Annotated in this window: 20 protein-coding genes; all 20 read left to right on the top strand. The window is 47.9% G+C overall.

Annotation, left to right across the window (positions count from 1 at the left end; translation table 11 throughout):
- Positions 1-48 precede the first annotated feature (48 nt).
- The 20 genes from rpsB (at position 49) to pnp (ending at position 22,872) form a co-directional block, all read left to right on the top strand.
- Positions 49-783, top strand: coding sequence for a 30S ribosomal protein S2 (rpsB, locus tag B3S86_RS08090; protein ID WP_012370721.1), 735 nt, complete (start codon positions 49-51; stop codon positions 781-783).
- 82 nt (positions 784-865) lie between these two features.
- Entirely contained in the window at positions 866-1,747 is an 882-nt protein-coding gene (gene tsf, locus B3S86_RS08085; RefSeq protein ID WP_056062207.1) for a translation elongation factor Ts, read from the top strand.
- 111 nt (positions 1,748-1,858) lie between these two features.
- Positions 1,859-2,578 (top strand): UMP kinase, encoded by a 720-nt coding sequence (gene pyrH, locus B3S86_RS08080; RefSeq protein ID WP_029342047.1) that lies wholly within the window; start codon positions 1,859-1,861, stop codon positions 2,576-2,578.
- Between the two features lies 1 nt (position 2,579).
- Positions 2,580-3,137, top strand: a complete 558-nt coding sequence (gene frr / locus B3S86_RS08075) for a ribosome recycling factor (protein WP_023468691.1) — start codon at positions 2,580-2,582, stop codon at positions 3,135-3,137.
- A 79-nt stretch (positions 3,138-3,216) separates the two neighbouring features.
- A complete protein-coding gene (locus tag B3S86_RS08070; RefSeq protein WP_035407050.1) occupies positions 3,217-3,957 on the top strand; it encodes an isoprenyl transferase in 741 nt (246 codons plus the stop codon).
- A 19-nt stretch (positions 3,958-3,976) separates the two neighbouring features.
- Positions 3,977-4,777 (top strand): phosphatidate cytidylyltransferase, encoded by an 801-nt coding sequence (locus B3S86_RS08065; RefSeq protein WP_035407053.1) that lies wholly within the window; start codon positions 3,977-3,979, stop codon positions 4,775-4,777.
- 14 nt (positions 4,778-4,791) lie between these two features.
- On the top strand, positions 4,792-5,946 hold the full coding sequence (locus B3S86_RS08060; RefSeq protein WP_035407056.1) for a 1-deoxy-D-xylulose-5-phosphate reductoisomerase: 1,155 nt from the start codon (positions 4,792-4,794) through the stop codon (positions 5,944-5,946).
- Between the two features lie 14 nt (positions 5,947-5,960).
- On the top strand, positions 5,961-7,202 hold the full coding sequence (gene rseP, locus B3S86_RS08055; protein WP_056062204.1) for an RIP metalloprotease RseP: 1,242 nt from the start codon (positions 5,961-5,963) through the stop codon (positions 7,200-7,202).
- 34 nt (positions 7,203-7,236) lie between these two features.
- Positions 7,237-8,937: a proline--tRNA ligase gene (locus B3S86_RS08050; RefSeq protein WP_035407061.1), complete on the top strand. Its 1,701-nt coding sequence runs from the start codon at positions 7,237-7,239 to the stop codon at positions 8,935-8,937.
- 147 nt (positions 8,938-9,084) lie between these two features.
- Positions 9,085-13,356 (top strand): PolC-type DNA polymerase III, encoded by a 4,272-nt coding sequence (locus B3S86_RS08045; RefSeq protein ID WP_290753246.1) that lies wholly within the window; start codon positions 9,085-9,087, stop codon positions 13,354-13,356.
- Between the two features lie 129 nt (positions 13,357-13,485).
- The gene (rimP, locus tag B3S86_RS08040; protein ID WP_023468684.1) at positions 13,486-13,953 is read left to right on the top strand and encodes a ribosome maturation factor RimP; all 468 of its coding nucleotides are present in this window, start codon (positions 13,486-13,488) and stop codon (positions 13,951-13,953) included.
- Positions 13,954-13,970: 17 nt separating this feature from the next.
- On the top strand, positions 13,971-15,080 hold the full coding sequence (gene nusA, locus B3S86_RS08035) for a transcription termination factor NusA (protein ID WP_023468683.1): 1,110 nt from the start codon (positions 13,971-13,973) through the stop codon (positions 15,078-15,080).
- A 3-nt stretch (positions 15,081-15,083) separates the two neighbouring features.
- A complete protein-coding gene (gene rnpM, locus B3S86_RS08030) occupies positions 15,084-15,353 on the top strand; it encodes an RNase P modulator RnpM (RefSeq protein ID WP_023468682.1) in 270 nt (89 codons plus the stop codon).
- Positions 15,346-15,648, top strand: coding sequence for a YlxQ family RNA-binding protein (locus B3S86_RS08025; protein ID WP_023468681.1), 303 nt, complete (start codon positions 15,346-15,348; stop codon positions 15,646-15,648). The genes rnpM and B3S86_RS08025 overlap by 8 nt, the downstream gene beginning before the upstream one ends.
- A 15-nt stretch (positions 15,649-15,663) precedes the next feature.
- The gene (infB, locus tag B3S86_RS08020) at positions 15,664-17,835 is read left to right on the top strand and encodes a translation initiation factor IF-2 (protein ID WP_035407064.1); all 2,172 of its coding nucleotides are present in this window, start codon (positions 15,664-15,666) and stop codon (positions 17,833-17,835) included.
- Positions 17,836-17,874: 39 nt separating this feature from the next.
- Complete coding sequence (rbfA, locus tag B3S86_RS08015) at positions 17,875-18,216, top strand: 30S ribosome-binding factor RbfA (RefSeq protein ID WP_035407069.1); 342 nt, start codon at positions 17,875-17,877, stop codon at positions 18,214-18,216.
- A 50-nt stretch (positions 18,217-18,266) separates the two neighbouring features.
- Complete coding sequence (truB, locus tag B3S86_RS08010) at positions 18,267-19,175, top strand: tRNA pseudouridine(55) synthase TruB (protein WP_290751322.1); 909 nt, start codon at positions 18,267-18,269, stop codon at positions 19,173-19,175.
- A 16-nt stretch (positions 19,176-19,191) separates the two neighbouring features.
- Entirely contained in the window at positions 19,192-20,121 is a 930-nt protein-coding gene (locus B3S86_RS08005) for a bifunctional riboflavin kinase/FAD synthetase (RefSeq protein WP_035407075.1), read from the top strand.
- Positions 20,122-20,244: 123 nt separating this feature from the next.
- On the top strand, positions 20,245-20,514 hold the full coding sequence (gene rpsO, locus B3S86_RS08000; RefSeq protein ID WP_023468676.1) for a 30S ribosomal protein S15: 270 nt from the start codon (positions 20,245-20,247) through the stop codon (positions 20,512-20,514).
- A 138-nt stretch (positions 20,515-20,652) separates the two neighbouring features.
- Positions 20,653-22,872 (top strand): polyribonucleotide nucleotidyltransferase, encoded by a 2,220-nt coding sequence (gene pnp / locus B3S86_RS07995; protein WP_290751315.1) that lies wholly within the window; start codon positions 20,653-20,655, stop codon positions 22,870-22,872.
- Positions 22,873-22,939: the final 67 nt, after the last annotated feature.

Here is a 22,939-nt window from a genome sequence, read left to right as displayed (position 1 = left end):
AGACGATCATCGCGGAGGACATCCAAAACCCAAAAGGAGGAATTCATCATGGCAGTAATCTCGATGAAACAATTGTTAGAAGCTGGTGTACACTTCGGTCACCAAACACGCCGTTGGAACCCGAAAATGGCAAAATACATCTTCACAGAACGGAACGGAATCTACATCATCGACCTTCAAAAAACGGTCAAAAAAGTAGACGAAGCATATAACTTCATCCGTGAAGTAGCGTCTGAAGGCGGAAACGTTCTTTTCGTTGGTACGAAAAAACAAGCTCAAGACACTGTGAAAGAAGAAGCGATCCGTGCAGGTCAATACTTCATCAACGAACGTTGGTTAGGTGGAACTCTCACGAACTTCTCTACAATCAAAAAACGTATCAACCGTTTGAAACAACTCGAAAAAATGGAAGAGAACGGTACATTCGAAGTTCTTCCTAAAAAAGAAGTCATCATTCTTAAAAAAGAAATGACTCGTCTTGAGAAATTCCTCGGCGGTATCAAAGATATGCCAGGCGTTCCGGATGCACTCTTCATCGTTGACCCACGCAAAGAGCGTATCGCGATTGCAGAAGCACACAAACTCAACATCCCAATCGTTGCGATTGTTGATACTAACTGTGATCCAGACGAAATCGACTACGTCATCCCAGCGAACGACGATGCGATCCGTGCAGTCAAATTGCTCACTGGTAAAATGGCTGACGCAATCCTCGAAGTTAAACAAGGCGAAGATAACGTAGCACCTGAAACTACTGAAGAAGTAGTAGCAGACGCTGAGTAATTCGTGATGCCAGGTGATAAAGGGAATCGACCTTTTATCACCTTTTTTTTGAAACTAAGGATGTTATAAGGAGGAATATCGAATGGCTATTACAGCAGCAATGGTTAAAGAACTTCGTGAAAAAACAGGTGCAGGTATGCTCGACTGCAAAAAAGCACTCGTTGAAACTGACGGTGATATGAATGCAGCAGTAGATTTCTTGCGTGAAAAAGGAATCGCTAAAGCAGCAGCAAAAGGCGATCGTATCGCAGCTGAAGGATTGACTGCAGTTGCAGTTGATGGCAACAAAGCGGCACTCGTCGAAATCAACTCAGAAACAGACTTCGTTGCAAAAAACGAACGTTTCCAAACGCTCGTTCAAAACATCGCAAACGCTGTTCTCCGTAACGGTTCAGAAACAGCTGAAGCGGCTCTTGCTTCTGAATATGAAGCAGGTAAAACAATCGACACATACATCTCAGAAGAAGCTTCAACAATCGGAGAGAAAATCTCACTCCGTCGTGTAGCGCTCTTCACAAAAGCAGATGATGCAGTCTTCGGTTCTTACCTCCACATGGGTGGACGCATCGGTTCAGTCGTCGTCATCGAAGGTACGACAGACGAAACAGTTGCAAAAGACGTTGCAATGCACATCGCAGCAGCACGTCCACTTTACGTTGACCGTACTTCTGTCACAGAAGAAGAAAAAGCACGTGAAGAAAAAGTCCTCACTGAGCAAGCATTGAACGAAGGAAAACCAGCTAACATCGTTGAAAAAATGATCGTTGGTCGTATGAACAAGTTCTTCGAGGAGATCTGCCTTGTCGATCAAACGTTCGTCAAAGATCCAGACTTCAAAGTTGGTAAATATGTAGAGTCTAAAGGCGGTAAAGTCGTGTCATTCGTACGCTTCGAAGTTGGAGAAGGTATGGAAAAACGCGAAGAGAACTTCGCTGAAGAAGTTATGAACCAACTTAAAAAATAAGAATCGGGATCATCCTGATGACAAGAGAAGGAACACGTATGCTTCAATCCACTTTCGTGTGGAAGTGGTTCGTGTTCCTTTTTTACGGAATTTAGCAAGGGGGACATAGTCATGCAACCGAAATATAACCGGATTGTGTTAAAATTGAGCGGAGAAGCGCTCGCAGGAGATCAAGGGTTTGGAATCAATCCTGTCATCGTCAAATCTATCTCGGAACAGATTCGCGAATTAGTTGAACTGAACGTTGAAGTAGCGGTCGTCGTCGGAGCTGGAAACATTTGGCGTGGCAAAACAGGTGCAGAACTTGGGATGGACCGGGCCAACGCCGATTATATGGGGATGTTAGCGACAGTCATGAACTCGCTTGCGCTTCAAGACAGCTTGGAAGATGTAGGTGTCGAGACACGCGTCCAAACATCTATCGAGATGCGCCAAGTAGCAGAACCGTACATCCGCCGCCGTGCGATGCGTCACCTTGAAAAAGGACGCGTCGTCATCTTTGCAGCAGGTACAGGGAACCCGTACTTCTCGACAGATACGACAGCTGCTCTTCGTGCAGCTGAAATCGAAGCAGAGGTCATCTTAATGGCGAAAAACAACGTCGATGGTGTGTACTCAGCTGACCCGAATGTTGATCCAGAAGCGAAGAAATTCGAGACGCTCTCTTACTTGGACGTCTTAAAAGATGGACTTCAAGTTATGGATTCTACAGCAACTTCACTTTGTATGGACAATGACATCCCGCTCATCGTCTTCTCGTTGATGGAAGAAGGTAACATCAAACGTGTCGTCATCGGTGACGAAATCGGGACAATCGTAAGGGGGAAATAATATGTCAAAAGAAATCTTAAAACAAGCCGAAGAACGGATGGAGAAAGCACATCTTTCACTTAAGAAAGAACTTGCGACGCTCCGCGCAGGTCGTGCAAACGTTGCGATTTTGGATCCCGTTCAAGTCGAATACTACGGTTCACCGACACCGCTCAATCAAGTAGCGAACGTCAACACACCAGAAGCACGTCTGATCTTGATCACTCCTTGGGATAAATCAATGGTCAGCGAAATCGAAAAAGCGATTCAACGTGCTGATCTTGGTCTTGCGCCGTCGTCTGATGGTACGGTCATCCGTCTTGCGATTCCACCATTAACGGAAGAGCGCCGGAAGGAACTCGTCAAACTCGTCAAGAAGTATACGGAAGAAGGTAAAGTTGCCCTCCGTAATATTCGTCGTGATACGAACGAGCAGTTAAAGAAACAAGAAAAAGATGGTGCATTGACAGAAGATGATCTGCGTGGATACACAGAAGATGTTCAGACGTTGACAGACAAGTTCGTTAAACAACTTGATCAGACGGCAACGGAAAAAGAACAAGAAATCATGGAAGTATGACGCGACGGATCGTCATGGGGGGGACTCTTTGTCACACGAAGAGTCCCTTTCTTCATAATTGAGAGAGGAGGAAGTGCGGATGTTTCAATGGTTGAATCAGACGAAAGAAACCGAAACCTATGATCGGGTACCAGAGCATGTCGCTATCATCATGGACGGAAACGGTAGATGGGCACAAAAACGCGGACTTCCGCGTATCATGGGACATCGCGAAGGTATGAAATCGATTCGTGAAGTCGTTCGGGTTGCAAATGAACTCGGCATTAAGAGTCTGACATTATATGCTTTCTCGACGGAGAATTGGACGCGTCCGGAAGAAGAAGTGAGTTTTCTCATGAAGCTGCCGGCGCAATTCTTAGAGTCGGATTTAAAAGAGTTAGACGCGCAAAATGTTAAAGTCGAGGTAGCAGGAGAAGTATCACGCCTCCCTCATTTCACACGTGAGGCAGTGGAACAAGCGAAACTGGATACGCAACATAATACAGGACTTCGTCTGATTTTCGCTCTGAATTATGGAGGACGCGATGAACTCGTTCAAGTCATGCAAAAACTGGGCGAACAGGTTCAGGCAGGAACACTGTCACCGGATGCGATTACAACGGAGACGATTGAACGCGAGTTGATGACAGGATCCGTAACCGACGTCGATTTCGTCATTCGAACGAGTGGTGAACAACGGTTATCGAACTTTTTACTTTGGCAAGCGGCATATGCGGAGTTTTATTTCACAGACGTCTTGTGGCCAGAATTTCGCCGAAATGCTTTCTTAGCAGCAATTGAAGATTACAATCAACGGACACGCCGATTCGGTGGCGTCTGATTAAATGAGGAACTAGCTTATGAAAACTCGAATCATCACAGGGATATGGGCTGGTGCTATCTTTTTGGCACTTCTGTATCTCGGCGGACTTCCCTTTTTAGCATTTATGGCAATCTTAACGCTTCTCGGATATACCGAGCTCGTTCGGATGCGACAATGGAGCGGCTCACGCGTTCCTCGGATTCTGTTTGGTATTGGGACGTTATTGCCTTTCGTTGGTATTTATGAAGAAGCAGTCGATCAGACGCTTCCGATCGGACTTTCGCCAATCGCTTGGGCAATGATCATTTTATTGATCGGTCTCTTCTGGAACGTATTCTCAAAAAATGTCTTTACGTTCGATGATGTTGCGTTTTTACTGCTGACGGCCGTGTATGTCGGTGTCGGTTTTGCATCATTCGCCTATATCCGCTTACTCGAACACGGATTAACGTGGTCACTGTTGATTATCCTCTTGATCTGGTTCACGGATTCAGGCGCTTACTTCGTCGGGAAACGATTCGGTAAGAATAAACTGTGGCCGTCGATCAGTCCCAACAAAACGATCGAAGGGGCAGTCGGTGGCGTACTGCTTGCCATCTTACTCGGTGTCGTATTTGAAGGTATCGAACCGACAGTCGGTTTTGGGAAAGTCATTGTCCTTGCCATCATCGTTGCCGTCGTTGGGCAACTTGGTGACTTGGTCCAGTCTGCTTACAAACGCCATTATGGTGTGAAAGATTCTGGAACGTTACTACCGGGTCATGGTGGTATTCTAGATCGGTTCGACAGCATGATGATCGTCTTTACGGTCCTCGTCGTACTTGATATCTTTGCTTGAGGAGGCACTTCATTATGAAGAAAATCAGTATCATCGGTGGTACAGGATCGATTGGTACGCAGACGCTCGATGTCATTGCGGCTAATCCAGACCTTTTTGAATTGACGAGTTTTGCATTTGGTCGAAACACGACGGTCGCCATACCGTGGTTGAACCGTCTGCAACCGATGCTTGTCGGCGTCCAAGATGAGACGACACGTCAAGAACTCGAGCAACACTTGACTTATCAGCCAACGATCGTTGTCGGTGAAGAAAAATTGCTTGATGTCGTGACGCATCCCGAAGTCGATACGGTCATTACAGCGGTCGTAGGAGCTGTTGGCTTACGTCCAACGCTTGCTGCAATCGAGGCGGGTAAGACGATTGGTCTTGCGAATAAGGAGACACTCGTCACGGCAGGTCATCTTGTCATGAAGTTGGCACGTGAGAAAAACGTGACGATCTTACCAGTTGACAGTGAACATGCGGCGATTTTCCAATGCTTAAACGGGGAACGTCGTGAAGATGTGCGTCAAATCATCTTGACGGCTTCAGGTGGTAGCTTCCGCGACCAAACGCGGGATGAGTTAGCGAATGTTACGGTCGAACAAGCACTAGCGCATCCAAACTGGTCGATGGGAGCAAAAATCACGATTGATTCTGCGACAATGATGAACAAAGGGTTCGAAGTCATTGAAGCACATTGGTTATTTGATGTCGATTATGCAGATATCGATGTCGTCATTCACCGTGAATCCATCATCCACTCGATGGTCGAATTCAACGATGGTGCGGTCATGGCACAACTTGGTATGCCTGACATGCGAGAACCGATTCAGTACGCTCTTACATATCCGTCCCGCCTTGAAATTCAAGGGGGAGAACGGTTAAACTTAAAGGAAATCGGACGCCTACACTTTGCTGATGCTTCATTCGAGCGTTATCCGTTGTTGCGACTTGCTTTTGAAGCAGGTCAAGCCGGCGGATCGATGCCATCAGTACTCAATGCTGCGAACGAACAAGCGGTGGATCGCTTCTTAAAAGGAGACATTCGCTTTTTAGAAATCGAAGCGAGCGTTGAGGCGGCGCTTCAAGCTCATGAACTTATCGAGGAGCCTTCCTTGGATCAAATCCTTGAGGCTGATCGATGGGCGCGTGAGTTCGTATCGTCTCTTACATTCGCTAACTAAGGATGGGATAAGTAATGACGACCTTTATTTCAATCGTGCTGATGTTCGGTGTACTCGTCGCCGTCCATGAATGGGGTCATCTCGTGATGGCGAAACGGGCAGGTATTCTCTGTCGGGAATTCGCGATTGGATTTGGACCGAAGATCTTTTCAGTGTTTAAGAATGAGACGTTGTATACGGTACGTCTGTTGCCAATCGGCGGTTACGTCAAGATGGCGGGTGAAGAACCGGAACTCGTTGAGATCAAATCAGGTCAAACCGTCGGATTACAGTTAAAGGACGGCGTCATCGAGACGATTTATTTCGATGCGGATCAGCCACAAGTCGACCAAGTCGTTACTGTCGAACGGATTGACTTATTGCGTCAACTCGAACTCGTTGGATTACAAGACGAGACATCGGTTCGCTACCCCGTTTCACCGACAGCATTTCTCGTTGAAGGTCAGACACGGACACAAATTGCACCGTACGATCGTACATTCGGTTCGAAATCCGTATGGAAGCGCGTCCTTGCGATCGCTGCAGGACCGTTCATGAACTTTGTCCTCGCGTTCGTTATCCTGTTCGGTCTTGCCTTATATAATGGCTCTCCAACGGGGGACAGCGTCATCGGAACAGTTCAAAAGGGTTCTCCGGCCGATCAAGCTGGACTTGTTGAAGGTGACCGGATTGTCTCGGTCAACGGTCAGGATACAGCCAAATGGACTGATTTACGTGCTGGATTCCAAGATCGTGCCGGTAAAGCGACAGAAGTGAAATACGAACGTGATGGGAAAGAAACGACAACACAAATCACGCCAAAAGTACAACAGCAAGGAGAACAGAAGGTCGGCATCATCGGCGTCACGAATGAGACAGAAAAATCATTCGGGACAGCACTCCAAACCGGAGTTTCAGAAACATGGCGGATGTCGACGCTCATTGTCGGAGCTGTTGGAGATCTCGTGACGGGTGTCGTCGGCGTCGATCAATTATCAGGACCAGTCGGGATCGTCAAAATGACCGATCAGGTCGCAGATAGTGGGTTCTCGATGCTATTGACATGGACAGCATTGTTGTCCGTCAACTTAGCAGTCTTCAACTTATTGCCACTTCCAGCACTTGACGGAGGACGATTGTTGTTCCTCTTCCTTGAAGCCTTACGCGGTAAACCAGTTGATCCTCAAAAAGAAGGATTGGTTCACTTCGTCGGTTTCGCGCTTTTGATGCTACTCATGCTCGTCGTCACTTGGAACGACATTCAAAAATTCTTTTAATTAATCACTCAGTCAAAGGAGTTCGTGACTCATTATGAAACAATCAAAACTATTCATGCCAACGTTGCGTGAAGTACCATCTGATGCAGAAGCCATCAGTCACCAACTCTTGCTTCGTGCAGGATTCATGCGTCAAAATGCCGCTGGGATCTATTCGTATCTACCCCTCGCAAAACGAGTACTCGCAAACATCGAGACGATCATCCGCGAGGAATTAGAAGCGGCGGGTGCGCAAGAATTACTGATGCCAGCGATTCAACCAGCTGAACTATGGGAAGAAACAGGACGCTGGGATATCTATGGACCTGAATTAATGCGCTTGACGGATCGTCATGATCGCCGGTTCGCGCTCGGAGCGACACACGAGGAACTGATCACTTCGATCGTTCGTGATGAATTGAACTCGTACAAAAAGTTACCGGTCAATCTCTTCCAGATTCAAATGAAGTACCGTGACGAACGTCGTCCACGTTTCGGTTTATTACGTGGTCGTGAGTTCATCATGAAGGACGCTTATTCGTTCCATTCTTCACAAGAGAGCTTAGACGAAGAGTATCAAAACATGTTTGATACGTATTCGCGGATTTTCACACGTGTCGGTCTTGAGTTCCGTCCAGTCGTCGCTGACTCAGGTGCGATAGGTGGTAGTGGAACACATGAGTTCCATGCGTTAGCAGCAATCGGTGAAGATACGATCGTCTATTCGGATCAGTCGGACTATGCGGCAAACTTAGAGATGGCAGAGTCGATCGATGCCTATCCGAAGCAAGACAAAGCACCAGAAGCACTTGAAGAAGTGCATACGGCAGATGCGAAGACGATCGAAGCGGTCAGCGCACATTTGAATTTACCAGCAAACGAATCGATCAAGACCGTCATCTTCAAGACGGAGCAAGGGCTTGTCATGGCACTCGTCCGGGGCGATCACGAAGTCAACGATATCAAGTTGAAAAACTATCTCGGTGCACTCGACATCACGATGGCGAGCGACGAAGAGATTGAAGCAGCGCTTCACTCAACGCCTGGAACACTTGGACCAATCGGGGCAGATATGAAGGTCGTCGCGGACTACGCGATTCGTGCCTTGACGAACGCTGTCTGTGGTGCAAATAAAGCGGAAACGCATTATATCCATGTCGACCCAAGCCGTGATTTCGAAGCAGAATATACAGACTTGCGCTTCGCAGAAGAAGGTGACGCGTCACCAGACGGTAACGGTCAAGTCAAGTTCGCTCGCGGGATTGAAGTCGGTCAAGTCTTCAAACTCGGAACACGTTACTCAGAAGGAATGGGAGCGACGTTCCTCGACGAGGGCGGTAAAGCACAACCTCTCATCATGGGTTGTTACGGCATTGGTGTCTCGCGGACATTGTCGGCAGTCGTTGAACAACATTATGATGAGCGTGGAATCATTTGGCCAAAAGCAATCGCGCCATACGATGTTCATTTAATCGTCGTCAACGGTAAAAATGCAGAACAACTCGAACTCGGAGAGACACTATACCGTGAGTTGACGGCTGCAGGATTCAGCGTCTTGCTTGACGACCGGAAAGAACGAGCAGGTGTCAAGTTCGCCGATGCTGATTTGATCGGTCTACCGGTTCGCTTGAACGTCGGGAAAAAAGCGACAGAAGGAATCGTCGAATTAAAAGCCCGTCGTGGTGGCGATGCAGAAGAAGTTGGACAGGAACAAGTCGTTGAGGCTGTTCGTTCACTCTATGAAGGTTTAGAATAAAGAATGGAGACGGTCACTTTTCATAAAGTGACTGTTTTCTTGTCTCACACCCATTCGCCCCTTGGGCAATCCGCAAGAGGAGGAGGAGTTGCTGTCACGGTGTGAAGCGATCAGACAGCACAATTGCGAGTGGATACACAACAACGCATGTCACTGTTGCTCAGTGACTTGGAATTACCGAACGGTATCATTGAAGAATACTTTCACGAAGCAGTTCTCGAGAAGCTTCGCGTCAATAAAGCAAAGGCAACCTGGACATTTGAAGTTCGCTTGCCACATGTTTTACCCCAAAACGTCTATCAACTCTTTACGAGTCGTTTGACAAGTCGGTATCAGCAATTTGCCGAAGTCAAAATCATATTACACGCAGATAGCCGTCCAGATGAACGGATGTATCATGATTACTGGCCATATGTCGTGCAGGATCTCGCAGATGTCTCATCGGCAATGCGGACACAACTCGGGCGTGTCTTACCGGAGTTTAAAGAACAGAAACTATTCATTCCGGTCCGAAGTGAACCGGAAGCAGGTTTCTTAAAGAGTAGCTTATGTGGGGAATTACAATTACTCTATAGTGCTTACGGATTCCCAAAATTCAACTGTGAACCGATTGTTCAGATCAACGAATCGAAACAAGAAGCGTTGCGAAATCAGGTGAAACAGGAAGACATGGAAGAAGCAAAACGGATGCTCGAGTTGCAATTCAAACGGGAACAATCGCGAGATGACGATGATGGCCCTGTCGAAATCCGGATCGGGAAACCAATTCAAGATGAGATCGTTCCGATCAAGACGATTCAAGATGAGGAACGACGGATTGCGATCCGTGGTCTTGTTTTCTCAGCTGAGAGTCGTGAACTACGAAGTGGGAAGACAATTTTTACGTTCAAGATGACAGATTATACGGACTCGCTCGTCGTCAAAATGTTTGCGCGTGACGAAACAGACGTCAAAATCCTCTCAGCCATCAAAAAAGGCATGTGGATTCAAGCAGCAGGTCGTGTCGAGTTCGATACGTTCCTGCGCGATCTCTGTATGATGATTGCCCAACTGTCAGAAGTGAAGATGGAAGCCCCTGCTGACCCTTGGGCAGGCGAGAAACGTGTCGAGTTACATGCACACTCGCAAATGAGCCAGATGGACGCCGTCATGAACGTGACAAAATACGTCGAGCGTGCCGCAAAATGGGGTCACCCTGCTGTCGCGATCACGGATCACGCCGGTGCACAAAGTTTTCCGGATGCCTACTATGCCGGAAAGAAAAACGATATCAAGGTACTGTACGGAATTGAAGCAAACGTCGTCAATGATGGGGTGCAAGTCGCCTACCATCCGGTGGAGCGCAATTTGGATGACGCGACATTCGTCGTCTTTGACGTCGAGACAACTGGTTTATCGGCGATGTACAACAAGATCATCGAACTTGCAGCTGTTAAAATCCACGATGGTGATATCATCGATAAGTTCGAAGCATTCGCGGATCCGAAGCATCTATTGTCGGCGACGACGATTGACTTAACAGGGATTACCGATGATATGGTCCGGGGAAAACCAGACCCGGAACAAGTCGTCAAGGAATTCATGGACTGGGTCGGCGACTCGATTCTCGTTGCCCACAATGCCTCGTTTGATATTGGATTCTTGAATGCGACACTCCGGTCTGGTGGTCACGATGAATCAGTCTTACCGGTCATTGATACGCTTGAGTTAGCCCGTGTCCTGATGCCGACACTTAAAAACCACCGGTTGAACACACTCGCGAAACGATTTGACATCGAATTGACGCAGCATCACCGCGCCATTTATGATGCGGAAGCGACAGGATATTTGATGGTCAAGTTGCTTCAAATGGCAGATGAGATGTTCAACATGAAGACACATGCCTCACTCAACCGAGAGATGGGAAAAGATATCTCGCGGGCACGACCATACCACGCGACGGTCTATGCGAAGAACCGGACGGGCTTGAAGAATCTGTACCAATTGATTTCGATTGCTCACACAAAACACGTGCACCGTGTCGTGCGGACACCACGCTCGCAACTCATCGCACATCGGGATGGATTGATCATCGGGTCAGCTTGTGATAACGGCGAGGTATTTGATGCCGCCTTGAATAAGTCGGACGAAGATTTAGCAAAAGTGATGCAGTTCTATGATTTCATCGAGATTCAACCACCAGCGATGTATGGTCATTTGATCGAACGGGAAATCGTTCAGAATGAACTTGAACTGCGCGAGCTAATCAAAAAGATCATCCGTGTCGCGGAAGAACATGACATCTTACCAGTCGCGACTGGTAACGTACATTATCTCGATCAACATGACGCCACGTATCGAGAAATTTTGATCCGGACGCAAGGTGGAGCGAACATGCTGAACATGCGAAAACAATTGCCACCGGCGCATTTCCGGACGACGAAGGAAATGATGGACGACTTTAAGTTCCTCGGACCAGATGTGTCGGAACGTCTCGTCATCACGAACAGTCAAGCCGTCGCGGAACAGTTCGAGAACATCGATATCATTCCAAAAGATCTTTATACACCGAAAATCGAAGGGGCAGACGAAGAAGTTCGGAATCTGTCGTACGATATGGCGCACCGGATTTACGGCGAGACGTTACCGGAGATCGTCGAAGCCCGACTCGAAAAAGAGTTGAAGTCGATTATCGGTCACGGATTCGCTGTCATCTATTTGATTTCCCATAAACTCGTAAAAAAATCACTCGACGACGGCTATTTGGTCGGTTCACGGGGATCGGTCGGATCAAGTCTCGTTGCGACGATGACGGAGATCACGGAAGTCAATCCATTACCACCGCATTATGTCTGTCCAAATTGTAAGGAATCGGAGTTCTTCGATGATGGTTCCGTTGGTTCGGGATTCGACTTACCGGATAAATCCTGTTCGAAATGTGATATCCCGTTGTTTAAGGATGGTCATGATATTCCGTTCGAGACGTTCCTTGGATTTAAAGGGGATAAAGTACCGGATATCGATTTGAACTTCAGTGGAGAATACCAACCGCAAGCCCATGCCTATACGAAAGTCTTGTTCGGTGACGATTACGTCTACCGTGCCGGAACGATCGGAACGATCGCCGAGAAGACGGCGTATGGCTATGTCAAAGGGTATCAGTCGGAGAATGAGCTGACGTATCGGAATGCGGAAGTCGATCGTCTTGTCAGTGGTGTCACTGGCGTCAAACGGACGACTGGTCAACACCCGGGAGGGATCATCGTCGTACCGGACTACATGGATATCTATGATATCAGTCCGATTCAGTATCCGGCAGACGATATGGGTTCTGAATGGAAGACGACACACTTCGACTTCCATTCGATTCACGATAACTTACTCAAACTCGATATTCTCGGTCACGATGATCCGACGATGATCCGGATGCTACAGGATTTATCGGGACGTGATCCGAAGACGATTCCGGTCGATGACCCGGAAGTCATGAAAATCTTCAGTTCGACGGAATCGATCGGTGTGACGCCGGAACAGATTGATTCAAAAACGGGAACGCTCGGTATTCCGGAGTTTGGGACGAAGTTCGTTCGCCAAATGTTAGAGGAGACGAAACCGACGACGTTCTCAGAGCTCGTTCAGATTTCAGGACTCTCGCACGGAACGGATGTCTGGCTCGGAAATGCCAGCGAATTGATCTACAACGGAACGTGTGAACTAAAAGATGTCATTGGTTGTCGAGATGACATCATGGTCTACTTGATTTATGCCGGTCTTGAACCGTCACTTGCCTTTAAAATCATGGAGTCGGTCCGTAAAGGAAAAGGACTCTCGATTGACATGGAAGAGGCGATGATCGAGAACGATGTGCCGCTCTGGTATATCGATTCCTGCAAGAAAATCAAGTACATGTTCCCGAAAGCCCATGCTGCTGCCTACGTCTTGATGGCTGTCCGGATTGCCTATTATAAAGTCCATCATCCGATGTATTACTACGCTTCGTACTTTACGGTACGTGCGGGTGATTTTGATATCGGTGCGATGAATAAGGGCTCTGCTGCCGTTCGGAAAGTCTTGCAAGACATCAAGGACAAAGGTTTCGAAGCGACGGCGAAGGATAAGGGATTGTACACGGTTCTTGAAATCGCGCTTGAGATGATCGAACGCGGCTTTACGTTCCAAAAGGTCGATCTCTATCGCTCGAGTGCAACGGAATTCCTCATTGACGGGGATACGTTGTTACCACCGTTTAATGCCGTGACAGGTCTAGGGACGAATGCTGCGAAGCAAATCGTCGAAGCACGTAAAGGCGGCGAATTCCTCTCGAAGGAAGACCTCCAAAAACGCGCCAAATTGTCGAAATCGATCATCGAGACGCTCGATAACCTAGGCTGTCTCGAAGGGTTACCAGACGAGAATCAGCTCTCCTTGTTCGACTTGTAAGCCCTTAGGAACACTTGCTTTGAGCGCTTTCCTATGCTATATTGAGTGAGGAAATGTTTTTTATACTACGACTTGGAAGGAGTAGGGGGACCTGCTCCTTTCTTGTTTGTTTTTTGAAGGAGGATGAAGATGACGAACGTAACGGAAAAGGTCGAAGCGCTCGCAAAACCAATCGTCGAACGAGAGGGGATGGAGCTAGTCGACGTTGAATTCGTCAAAGAAGGGGCGGATTGGTTCCTACGTGTCTCCATCGACAAAGAGGGTGGCGTAGATCTTGAAGACTGCGTCAAAATCAATGAACAGTTATCGGAAGCATTGAATGACAATGATCCGATCGACGAGCCGTATTACCTCGACGTCGCTAGTCCAGGAGCGGAACGTCCACTGAAGAAAGATGAGGACTTCGAAAAGGCGATTGGGAAACATGTGTACATCAAAACGCACGATCCAGTAAAGAATGCGGTTGAATTCGAAGGAACGTTGCTCGCGTACACACCTGAGATGCTTGAAATCGAAGTGCGTGTCAAAACAAGAAAATTGAAAATTGAGATACCGGTCGACAAGATTTCACTTGCGCGACTTGCGGTAATGTTCTGACGGAAAGGAAGAGAACGATGGGACCACAGTTACTCGAGGCGATCAATCAAATCGCGAAAGAGAAGGAAATTGACAAGAACATCATCATCGATGCGCTCGAACAGGCATTGATTTCAGCGTACCGACGCAACTTCGGAAAAGAGTCGGAGGCTGTAAAGGTCGAATTCGACCAGCAGACAGGAGACATTCGTGTCTTCGCGCTCAAGGAAGTCGTCGAACGATTGACACAACCAGAAGAGCAACTTTCGCTTGAAGAGGCGCACGAGATCGATCCGACATATGAACTCGGCGATTTCCATAAAGTCGAAGTGACGCCAGGCGATTTTGGTCGCGTTGCGGCACAAACAGCAAAACAAATCGTCACACAAAAAATGCGTGAAGCAGAACGCGAACGCATCTACAATCACTTCGCGGATCGTGAAGACGAGATCATGACAGGTATCGTCGAGCGTCAAGATGCACGCAACTTGTACGTCAACCTAGAAGGTATCGAAGCTGTCTTGACGACACACGAGCAAATGCCGAACGAGCGTTTCGGGATTCGTGATCGCATCAAGGTGTACGTCACGAAGGTTGATCCGATGGTCAAGGGATCAGGGGCATCGATTCTCGTATCACGGACACATCCAGGTCTCTTAAAACGTCTCTTCGAAATCGAAGTACCAGAGATTTCAAGTGGCGAAGTCGAAGTCAAGTCTGTGGCGCGTGAAGCGGGCGACCGTTCGAAAATCGCAGTCGCAGCGGACGACATCGATCCAGTCGGTGCATGTGTCGGACAAAAAGGGGCGCGTGTTCAACGCATCGTCAATGATTTGAACGGGGAAAAAATCGATATCGTCCGTTACTCGGATGATCCGAAAGAATATGTCGCGAACGCACTCAGCCCAGCTCAAGTCGTTGCAGTCTATGTCAACGAACCAGCGAAAGCGACGATCGTCGTCGTTCCGGATTTCCAACTGTCGCTTGCAATCGGGAAACGTGGTCAAAACGCGCGTCTCGCAGCGAAATTGACAGGATGGAAAATCGACATCAAGAGCGAGTCTGAAGCGGAAGCGATGGATCTCGAAGATGTCTTCGCGACGGAAGAGCCGGCAGTAGAAGCGGTCCAAGTCGAAGGCGAGGAATAATTCGTGCAAAAAAAGGTACCATTACGTAAGTGTGTCATCACACAAGAAATGAAACCGAAAAAAGAATTAATTCGTGTCGTCCGGACACCTGAACAAGAGGTCGTCATCGATTTAAATGGTAAGATGAATGGGCGAGGTGCCTATTTATCGAAAGATGCGGCAGTCATTGCGACGGCGAAGAAAAAACGGACGCTTGATCATCATTTAAAGGTCAAGACGACAGATGCCTTATACGATGAATTGCTTGAAATCGCGGGAGGTACAAATGAGTAAATGGGAATCCCTTCTCGGTCTCGCGAATCGAGCTAGAAAAGTGACGACGGGAGAAGAACTCGTACTGAAAGAAGTACGAGGAGGGCAAGCGAAGCTTGTTCTTTTAGCAGCAGATGCGGGGGCTGCCACGCGTAAGAAAGTCACAGATAAATGTACGAGTTATCAGGTTCCTTACCTAGAAGTCGCCGACCGTACGATTCTCGGTCAAGCATTAGGAAAGGATGCGCGTGTTGTCGTGTCAGTCAATGAAGCCGGATTTGCGAAAAAGCTAACTGAACTCCTCTCGAACGACTAATTGGAGGTGGATCCTTTGGGTAAACGTGTATACGAATTCGCCAAGGAACAAAATGTAACAAGTAAGCAGGTCATCACCCAGCTTGAAAAGCTGGAGAAACCAGTCAAGAATCATATGGCAGTATTAGATGAACAGACAGTACAGCAACTCGATCAAGTATTTAATCCCGAGAAATATCGGGCTCAAAAGACGGAGGCTCCAAAACAAGTGAAATCAGATAATAAACCGAACCGACCAGGAAGTACAAACAAACCAGCAGGTAACCAATCACGTAACAGCAAAGGCGGACGCCCAGAATTCGGCAACCGTAACAACCGTGGCGGCAAACGTCGTCCGAACCAAAAGAAAGCAGAACCGCGTAAACTTGAAGTAGCGGATCCGAACTCGAAGTCGAGTCAACGTAAAGCTGCTCGCCGTGCACAAGAAGAGGCGATGGCAAACGTCGTTCAATACTCTGACAACTTGACAGTCGGTGAACTCGCTGAAAAAATGGCGAAAAAACCGAATGAACTGATCATGAAATTGATGGGTCTCGGTGTCATGGCGAACATCAACCAAGATCTTGATGACGAGACAGTGGAACTTCTCGCGACAGAGTTCGGCTTTGAAGTCGAGAAGACAGTCCAAGTCGATGAGACGGACTTTGATCAGTACGAATTGAATCTCGACCAGTACGAATTGTCTGAGCGTCCACCGGTCGTTACGATCATGGGACACGTTGACCACGGTAAAACGACATTGCTCGATTCGATTCGTAACACGAAGGTCACTGCAGGCGAAGCTGGCGGGATCACACAGCACATCGGTGCTTACCAAGTTGAGATCGACGGCAAGAAAATTACGTTCCTTGATACACCAGGTCACGCGGCGTTCACGACAATGCGTGCACGTGGAGCAGATGTCACGGATATCGCGATCATCGTCGTTGCAGCGGATGACGGTGTCATGCCACAGACGGAAGAAGCGATCAGCCACGCGAAAGCAGCTGGCGTTCCAATCATCGTTGCTGTCAACAAGATGGATAAAGAAGGCGCAAACCCAGACCGTGTCAAACAAGAATTGACAGAGTTCGAACTCGTTGCAGAGGACTGGGGTGGCGATACGATCTTCGTACCCGTTTCAGCACTTAAAGGTGACGGCATTGATGAATTGCTCGAAATGATTCTTCTCGTTTCAGAAGTACAAGAATACAAATCAACACCAGAAATGAACGGTCGCGGAACAGTCATCGAGGCGAAACTCGATAAAGGACGCGGTCCAGTCGCGACGCTTCTCGTACAACACGGAACACTTCGTGTTGGGGATCCAATCGTTGTCGGTCACACGTTCGGTCGTATCCGGGCAATGGTCAACGATATCGGTCGTCGTGTTAAAGAAGTTGGACCATCGACGCCAATCGAAATCACAGGTTTGAACGACGTACCGAAAGCAGGCGATCAATTCTTCGCATTCGAAGATGAGAAAAAAGCCCGCCAAATCGGTGAAGCGCGTTACCAGCGTGAAATCGAAGCACAACGTCGTGATTCGGCGAAAGTCAGCTTAGAAGATCTCTTCGATCGTATTAAAGAAGGCGAAGTCAAGGACCTCAACATCATCATCAAAGGTGACGTACAAGGTTCAGTTGAAGCCTTAGCCGGTTCATTGAAGAAAATTGATGTCGAAGGTGTTAAAATTAACATCGTACACTCAGGTGTCGGTGCCATCACGGAAGGTGACGTCATCCTTGCTTCGGCAGCGAATGCGATCATCATCGGATTCAACGTTCGTCCGGATGGTAACGCGAAATCAATGGCGGATCAGGAGAAAGTCGAAATTCGTCTTCACCGGATCATCTATAACGCAATCGAAGAAATCGAGCAAGCGATGAAAGGTCTTCTTGATCCTGAATTCGTTGAAAAAATCATCGGTCAAGCTGAAGTCCGCGATGTCATCAAAGTATCGAAAGTCGGTACGATCGCAGGTGGATATGTCACAGAAGGTAAGTTGACGCGTGATGCAGGCGTCCGTGTCGTTCGTGACAGTATCGTCATCTACGAAGGAAAACTCGATACACTTCGTCGTTTCAAAGATGATGTCAAAGAAGTCGCTACTGGCTATGAGTGTGGAATTAAGATTGAAAAATATGATGATATCAAAGTCGATGATGTCATCGAAGCGTTCATCATGGAAGAAGTCAAACGGAAGTAACAGAACGGAATCCATTCTTCCGAACTGGAGGGAATAACTATGAGTTTACGCTCGAATCGTGTCGCCGAACAGATGCGTAAGGAAATTACGCAATTGCTCATCAAAGATGTCAAGGATCCTCGCGTCAAGACGATTACCGTCACAGGTGTCGAAGTGACAGGAGACTTACAACAAGCGACGATCTTCTACTCGGTCCTCGGTGACGAAAAAGCACGTGAGGATGCGCGCATCGGTCTCGAAAGATCAAAAGGCTTCATGCGCAAGGAAATCGGATCGCGGATTCGTCTACGGAAAACACCTGAACTATTGTTCGAGGTCGATTCTTCTGTCGAATACGGATCACGCATTGATGAGTTGCTTCGGAATTTGAACAAAGATTAACATCTAAGGCAACCACGTGTGTGGTTGCCTTTTTTCAAGGAGGAAATAACGTGGAACCCATCGGAGTATTACCGTTAGATAAACCAGCGGGTATGACGAGTCATGATTGCGTCTTTCGTCTACGTCGCTTGTTTCAAACGAAAAAAGTCGGACATACAGGTACGCTTGATCCGGAAGTAACGGGTGTCTTACCGATTTGTCTCGGTCGAGCGACGAAGCTTGCCCGCTTCATCACGGATGAAGGAAAGCGCTACGCGGCGGAAGTGACGATTGGCTTTGCAACGACAACGGAAGATGCGCACGGGGAAACAGTTCGCGAAACAGCGGTTGAACCGGGAACTATTACCGAGGAAGCAATTGCAGACATCTTGACTCAATTGACAGGAGAGATCGAGCAGACGCCACCGTATTATTCAGCTGTTAAAGTGAATGGGAAAAAATTATATGAATATGCCCGAAAAGGCATTGAAGTCGAACGACCGACACGAATCGTCCGCATCGATCGATTAGAACGGACATCGGACCTTGTGTTCGAAGGTGGTCTTTGTCGTTTCCGTCTCGATATCGCTTGTGGAAAAGGAACGTATATTCGGACATTAGCAGTAGAAATCGGAGAACGACTTGGTTACGCGGCACACATGAGTGAACTACGTCGGACAGGCTCTGGTGCGATTGCTGAGACGGATACAGTGACTCTTGAGACACTCGAATCGTATGAGACGGTCGAAGAACGGATGCAACACGTTCTACCGATTGAACACGTCATCCAAAAATGGCCACGCTTGACGGTCGATGCGTCGACTGCACAGCGTGTATTGAACGGAGCAAAGCTGACAAGCATTCCAGTCGAATTCGAGCTGTTTACTGTCTATAATGAAGAAGACGTACCTTTAGCGCTATATCGACGTCTTCCAGAAGAACAGGTAGCACGCGTTGAGGTCATGCTACAAATCGATTAAGATCGGAGAGAGCATCATGGACATCATACATTTAACATATCCGGAACAACCTCAAAAAGACCCTGCTGTCATCGCACTCGGCTTTTTTGACGGTGTACATCTCGGACATCAGCAAGTCATCGCAGCAGCACTAAAAGAAGCGGAGGCTCGTCGCCTGCCTTTGGCTGTCATGACCTTTGATCCCCATCCGAAACAAGTGCTTGGTAAAGGGGATGAACCAGTCCACTACATCACGCCGCTTGAACGCAAATTAGAGAAACTCGAGCAGCTTGGTGTCGATCGTGTTTATGTGATTGAGTTTACGATTCCTTTCTCGGAATTATCACCGCAAGCTTTCGTCGACGAATATCTGATTGCGTCTGGAGCAGAACACGTCGTTGCTGGATTCGATTATTCCTACGGTCGCTTCGGAGCCGGCAAAATGGCGACGCTTGATTTTCATAGTCGTGGCACATTTACGCATACCGTTGTAGCAGAATTCCAAGAAGAAGCTGAAAAGATCAGCTCAACCCGGATTCGTCGTTTACTTGCTGCAGGAGAAGTCGAACCGGCTGCACGTTTGCTTGGAGAACCCTACCAAATCAAAGGCACGATCATTCACGGTGACGCACGCGGACGGCAAATCGGTTTCCCGACAGCCAACATGCGACCGGAATTCGCCTACGTCATTCCGAAACTTGGTGTGTATGCGACATTCGTTCGCTTAGCAGACGGTCGCCGGTTCAAGGCGATGACGAATGTCGGGAGACGCCCAACGTTCTATGAGACGGGAGACGTCAGTATCGAGACGCATCTTCTTGACTTTGATGAAGATCTTTATGGTCAAGAATTGACGCTTGAATGGATCGCTTACTTACGCGATGAAAAAGCCTTCAACGGTATCGATCAATTGAAAGAACAATTGGCGCGGGACCGCGAAGAAGCAAATGTACAATTAAGCGTTTGACAGTACGGACAGGGTTCGTTATGATAGGTCAGTACGATCACGTACAGCCGATTCACTTGGCATCTGGTCTCACCATCCGATGCTCGGGAATACGGTCATTTATAAGATGGAGGTGGAGTGACAATGGCACTCACAAAAGAACGTAAAAACGAAATCATCGAAGCATATGCTACGAAACAAGGCGATACTGGTTCGCCGGAAGTACAAGTTGCTGTTTTAACTGAACAGATCACAACTTTGAACGATCACTTACGTACACACAAAAAGGATCACCACTCACGTCGTGGTCTCTTGAAAATGGTCGGTCGTCGCCGTAACTTGCTCACATACCTTCGTAACAAGGATGTTGCACGTTACCGTTCGTTGATCGAGCGTCTTGGTCTCCGTCGCTAATCCCGACGAGAACGAGGTAGGGAAGCAGGAGCATCGTCTCCTGTTTCTTTTTTTTGCCGATTCATGGACTTTTTGCGCAAGAACCTACATAATTAGATTTGAATGAAAAAACGGATAGCAGTGAGAGGAGATTTGTGCATGTCACAAACAAAACAGACGTTTTCGACCGAACTCGGTGGACGTCCATTAACGATTGAAATCGGTCAATTAGCAAAACAAGCGAACGGAGCAGCATTGATTCGCTACGGTGATACAGCCGTTCTTGCTACGGTCGTTGCATCAAAACAACCAAAGGACTTAGATTTCTTCCCATTAACAGTGAACTATGAAGAAAAATTATATGCGGCAGGGAAAATCCCAGGTGGATTCCTTAAACGTGAAGGACGTCCTGGAGAGAGCGCGATCTTGACTTCGCGTCTGATCGACCGTCCAATCCGTCCATTATTCCCGGATGGTTTCCGTCACGACGTACAAGTGGCGACGACGGTTCTTTCGTCAGATGCTGACAATTCACCAGAAGTCGCTGCGATGATCGGGGCTTCGATTGCGCTTTCGATCTCGGATATTCCATTCGACGGTCCAATCGCAGGCGTGACGATCGGTCGCGTCGACGGAGAATTCGTCGTGAACCCGACTTCAGCGCAAATGGAAGTCAGCGACATCGACCTTCAAGTTGCCGGAACAAAACATGCCGTCAACATGGTTGAAGCAGGTGCGAAGGAAGTATCGGAACAAGCAATGCTTGAAGCGATTTTACTTGGACACGATGTCATCAAGGAAATGATCGCGTTCCAAGAAGAAATCGTCGCACAAGTCGGTAAAGAGAAGTTCGAATATACGGTATCAAGCTTCGATGAGACAATCGTCAATCGCCTGAAAGCAGAAGCATTAGCAGAAGTCACACAAGCGGTTCAAGTTGAAGAAAAACAAGCGCGTGACATTGCTATCAACGAAGTCATCGCAAAATACATCGAGTTGTATGCAGCTGACGAGTCCGTCACAGCAGAGCAACTGGCAGAAGTATCAGGCGTGCTCAACAAGTTCGTCAAAGACGAAGTCCGTCGTCTCATCACGGAAGACAAAGTTCGTCCAGATGGTCGTGGTCTTGCTGAGATCCGTCCGCTTGATTCAGAAGTCGGTCTCTTGCCACGTGCACACGGTTCAGGTCTGTTCACACGCGGTCAGACACAAGTCTTGTCTGTAGCGACACTTGGTGTTGCGGGTGACGCTCAAATCATTGATGGACTTGGTCTGAAGGAAGAGAAACGTTTCATGCACCATTATAATTTCCCACCATTCTCAGTTGGGGAAGCACGTCCGATGCGTGCACCAGGTCGTCGTGAAATTGGTCACGGGGCACTTGGAGAACGCGCACTTTTACCAGTTCTTCCGAATGAAGTTGATTTCCCGTACACGATTCGTCTCGTGTCAGAAGTGCTTGAGTCGAACGGTTCTTCATCACAGGCTTCCATCTGTGGTTCGATCCTTGCCATGATGGATGCGGGTGTTCCATTAAAAGCACCTGTCGCTGGTATCGCGATGGGCTTGATCATGGAAGGCGAAAATTACTCGATCTTGACAGATATCCAAGGGATGGAAGATCATCTCGGAGATATGGACTTTAAAGTCGCTGGAACTCACGAAGGCGTCACAGCTCTCCAAATGGATATGAAAATTGGCGGAATCACGCGTCAAATTCTTGAAGAAGCACTTGAACAAGCACGTCTTGGTCGTCTGCATATTCTTGAGCATATGCAATCTGTCATTGCTGAACCGCGTGTCGAATTGTCGCAATACGCGCCGAAAATCGTCACACTTAAAATCAATCCAGATAAAATCCGTGATGTCATCGGACCTGGTGGTAAAGTTATCAACGGTATCATCGATGAGACAGGCGTTAAGATCGACATCGATCAAGACGGAACAGTCTTTATCGCTTCGACGGATCAAGCTGGCATCGATCGTGCCCGTCAATTGATCGAAGATATCGTCCGTGAAGTCGTCGTTGGTGAAGAGTTCGATGGAACGGTCCGTCGCGTTGAGAAATTCGGTGCATTCGTCGAATTGTTCAAAGGAAAAGACGCACTCGTCCACATCTCGGAACTCGCACTTGACCGTGTTGGTCAAACGGAAGATGTCGTTAAACTTGGAGATAAGCTAAAAGTCCGTGTCACAGAAATCGATGACAAAGGACGCGTTAACGCGTCGCACAAAGTCCTGCTCGTCGAAGGATTAAGCGAAGAAGACCGTGCCGCATACGAAGAAAAGAAAAAGACAGAGCGTGAGAACCGCCCGCCACGCCGGGATCAGGGTTCACGCCCACCACGTGACGGACAACGTCCACCACGTCGTAACTAATGAATCCAAGGTGGCTCGACGGTGCAGAGAATGCAACGAGAGCCACCTTGTTTCCTATATTTGGAGG

The sequence above is a fragment of the Exiguobacterium sp. UBA3968 genome (assembly GCF_002385115.1).
Taxonomy (GTDB): domain Bacteria; phylum Bacillota; class Bacilli; order Exiguobacteriales; family Exiguobacteriaceae; genus Exiguobacterium_A.
This window is presented reverse-complemented; position numbering and strand designations above follow the sequence as displayed.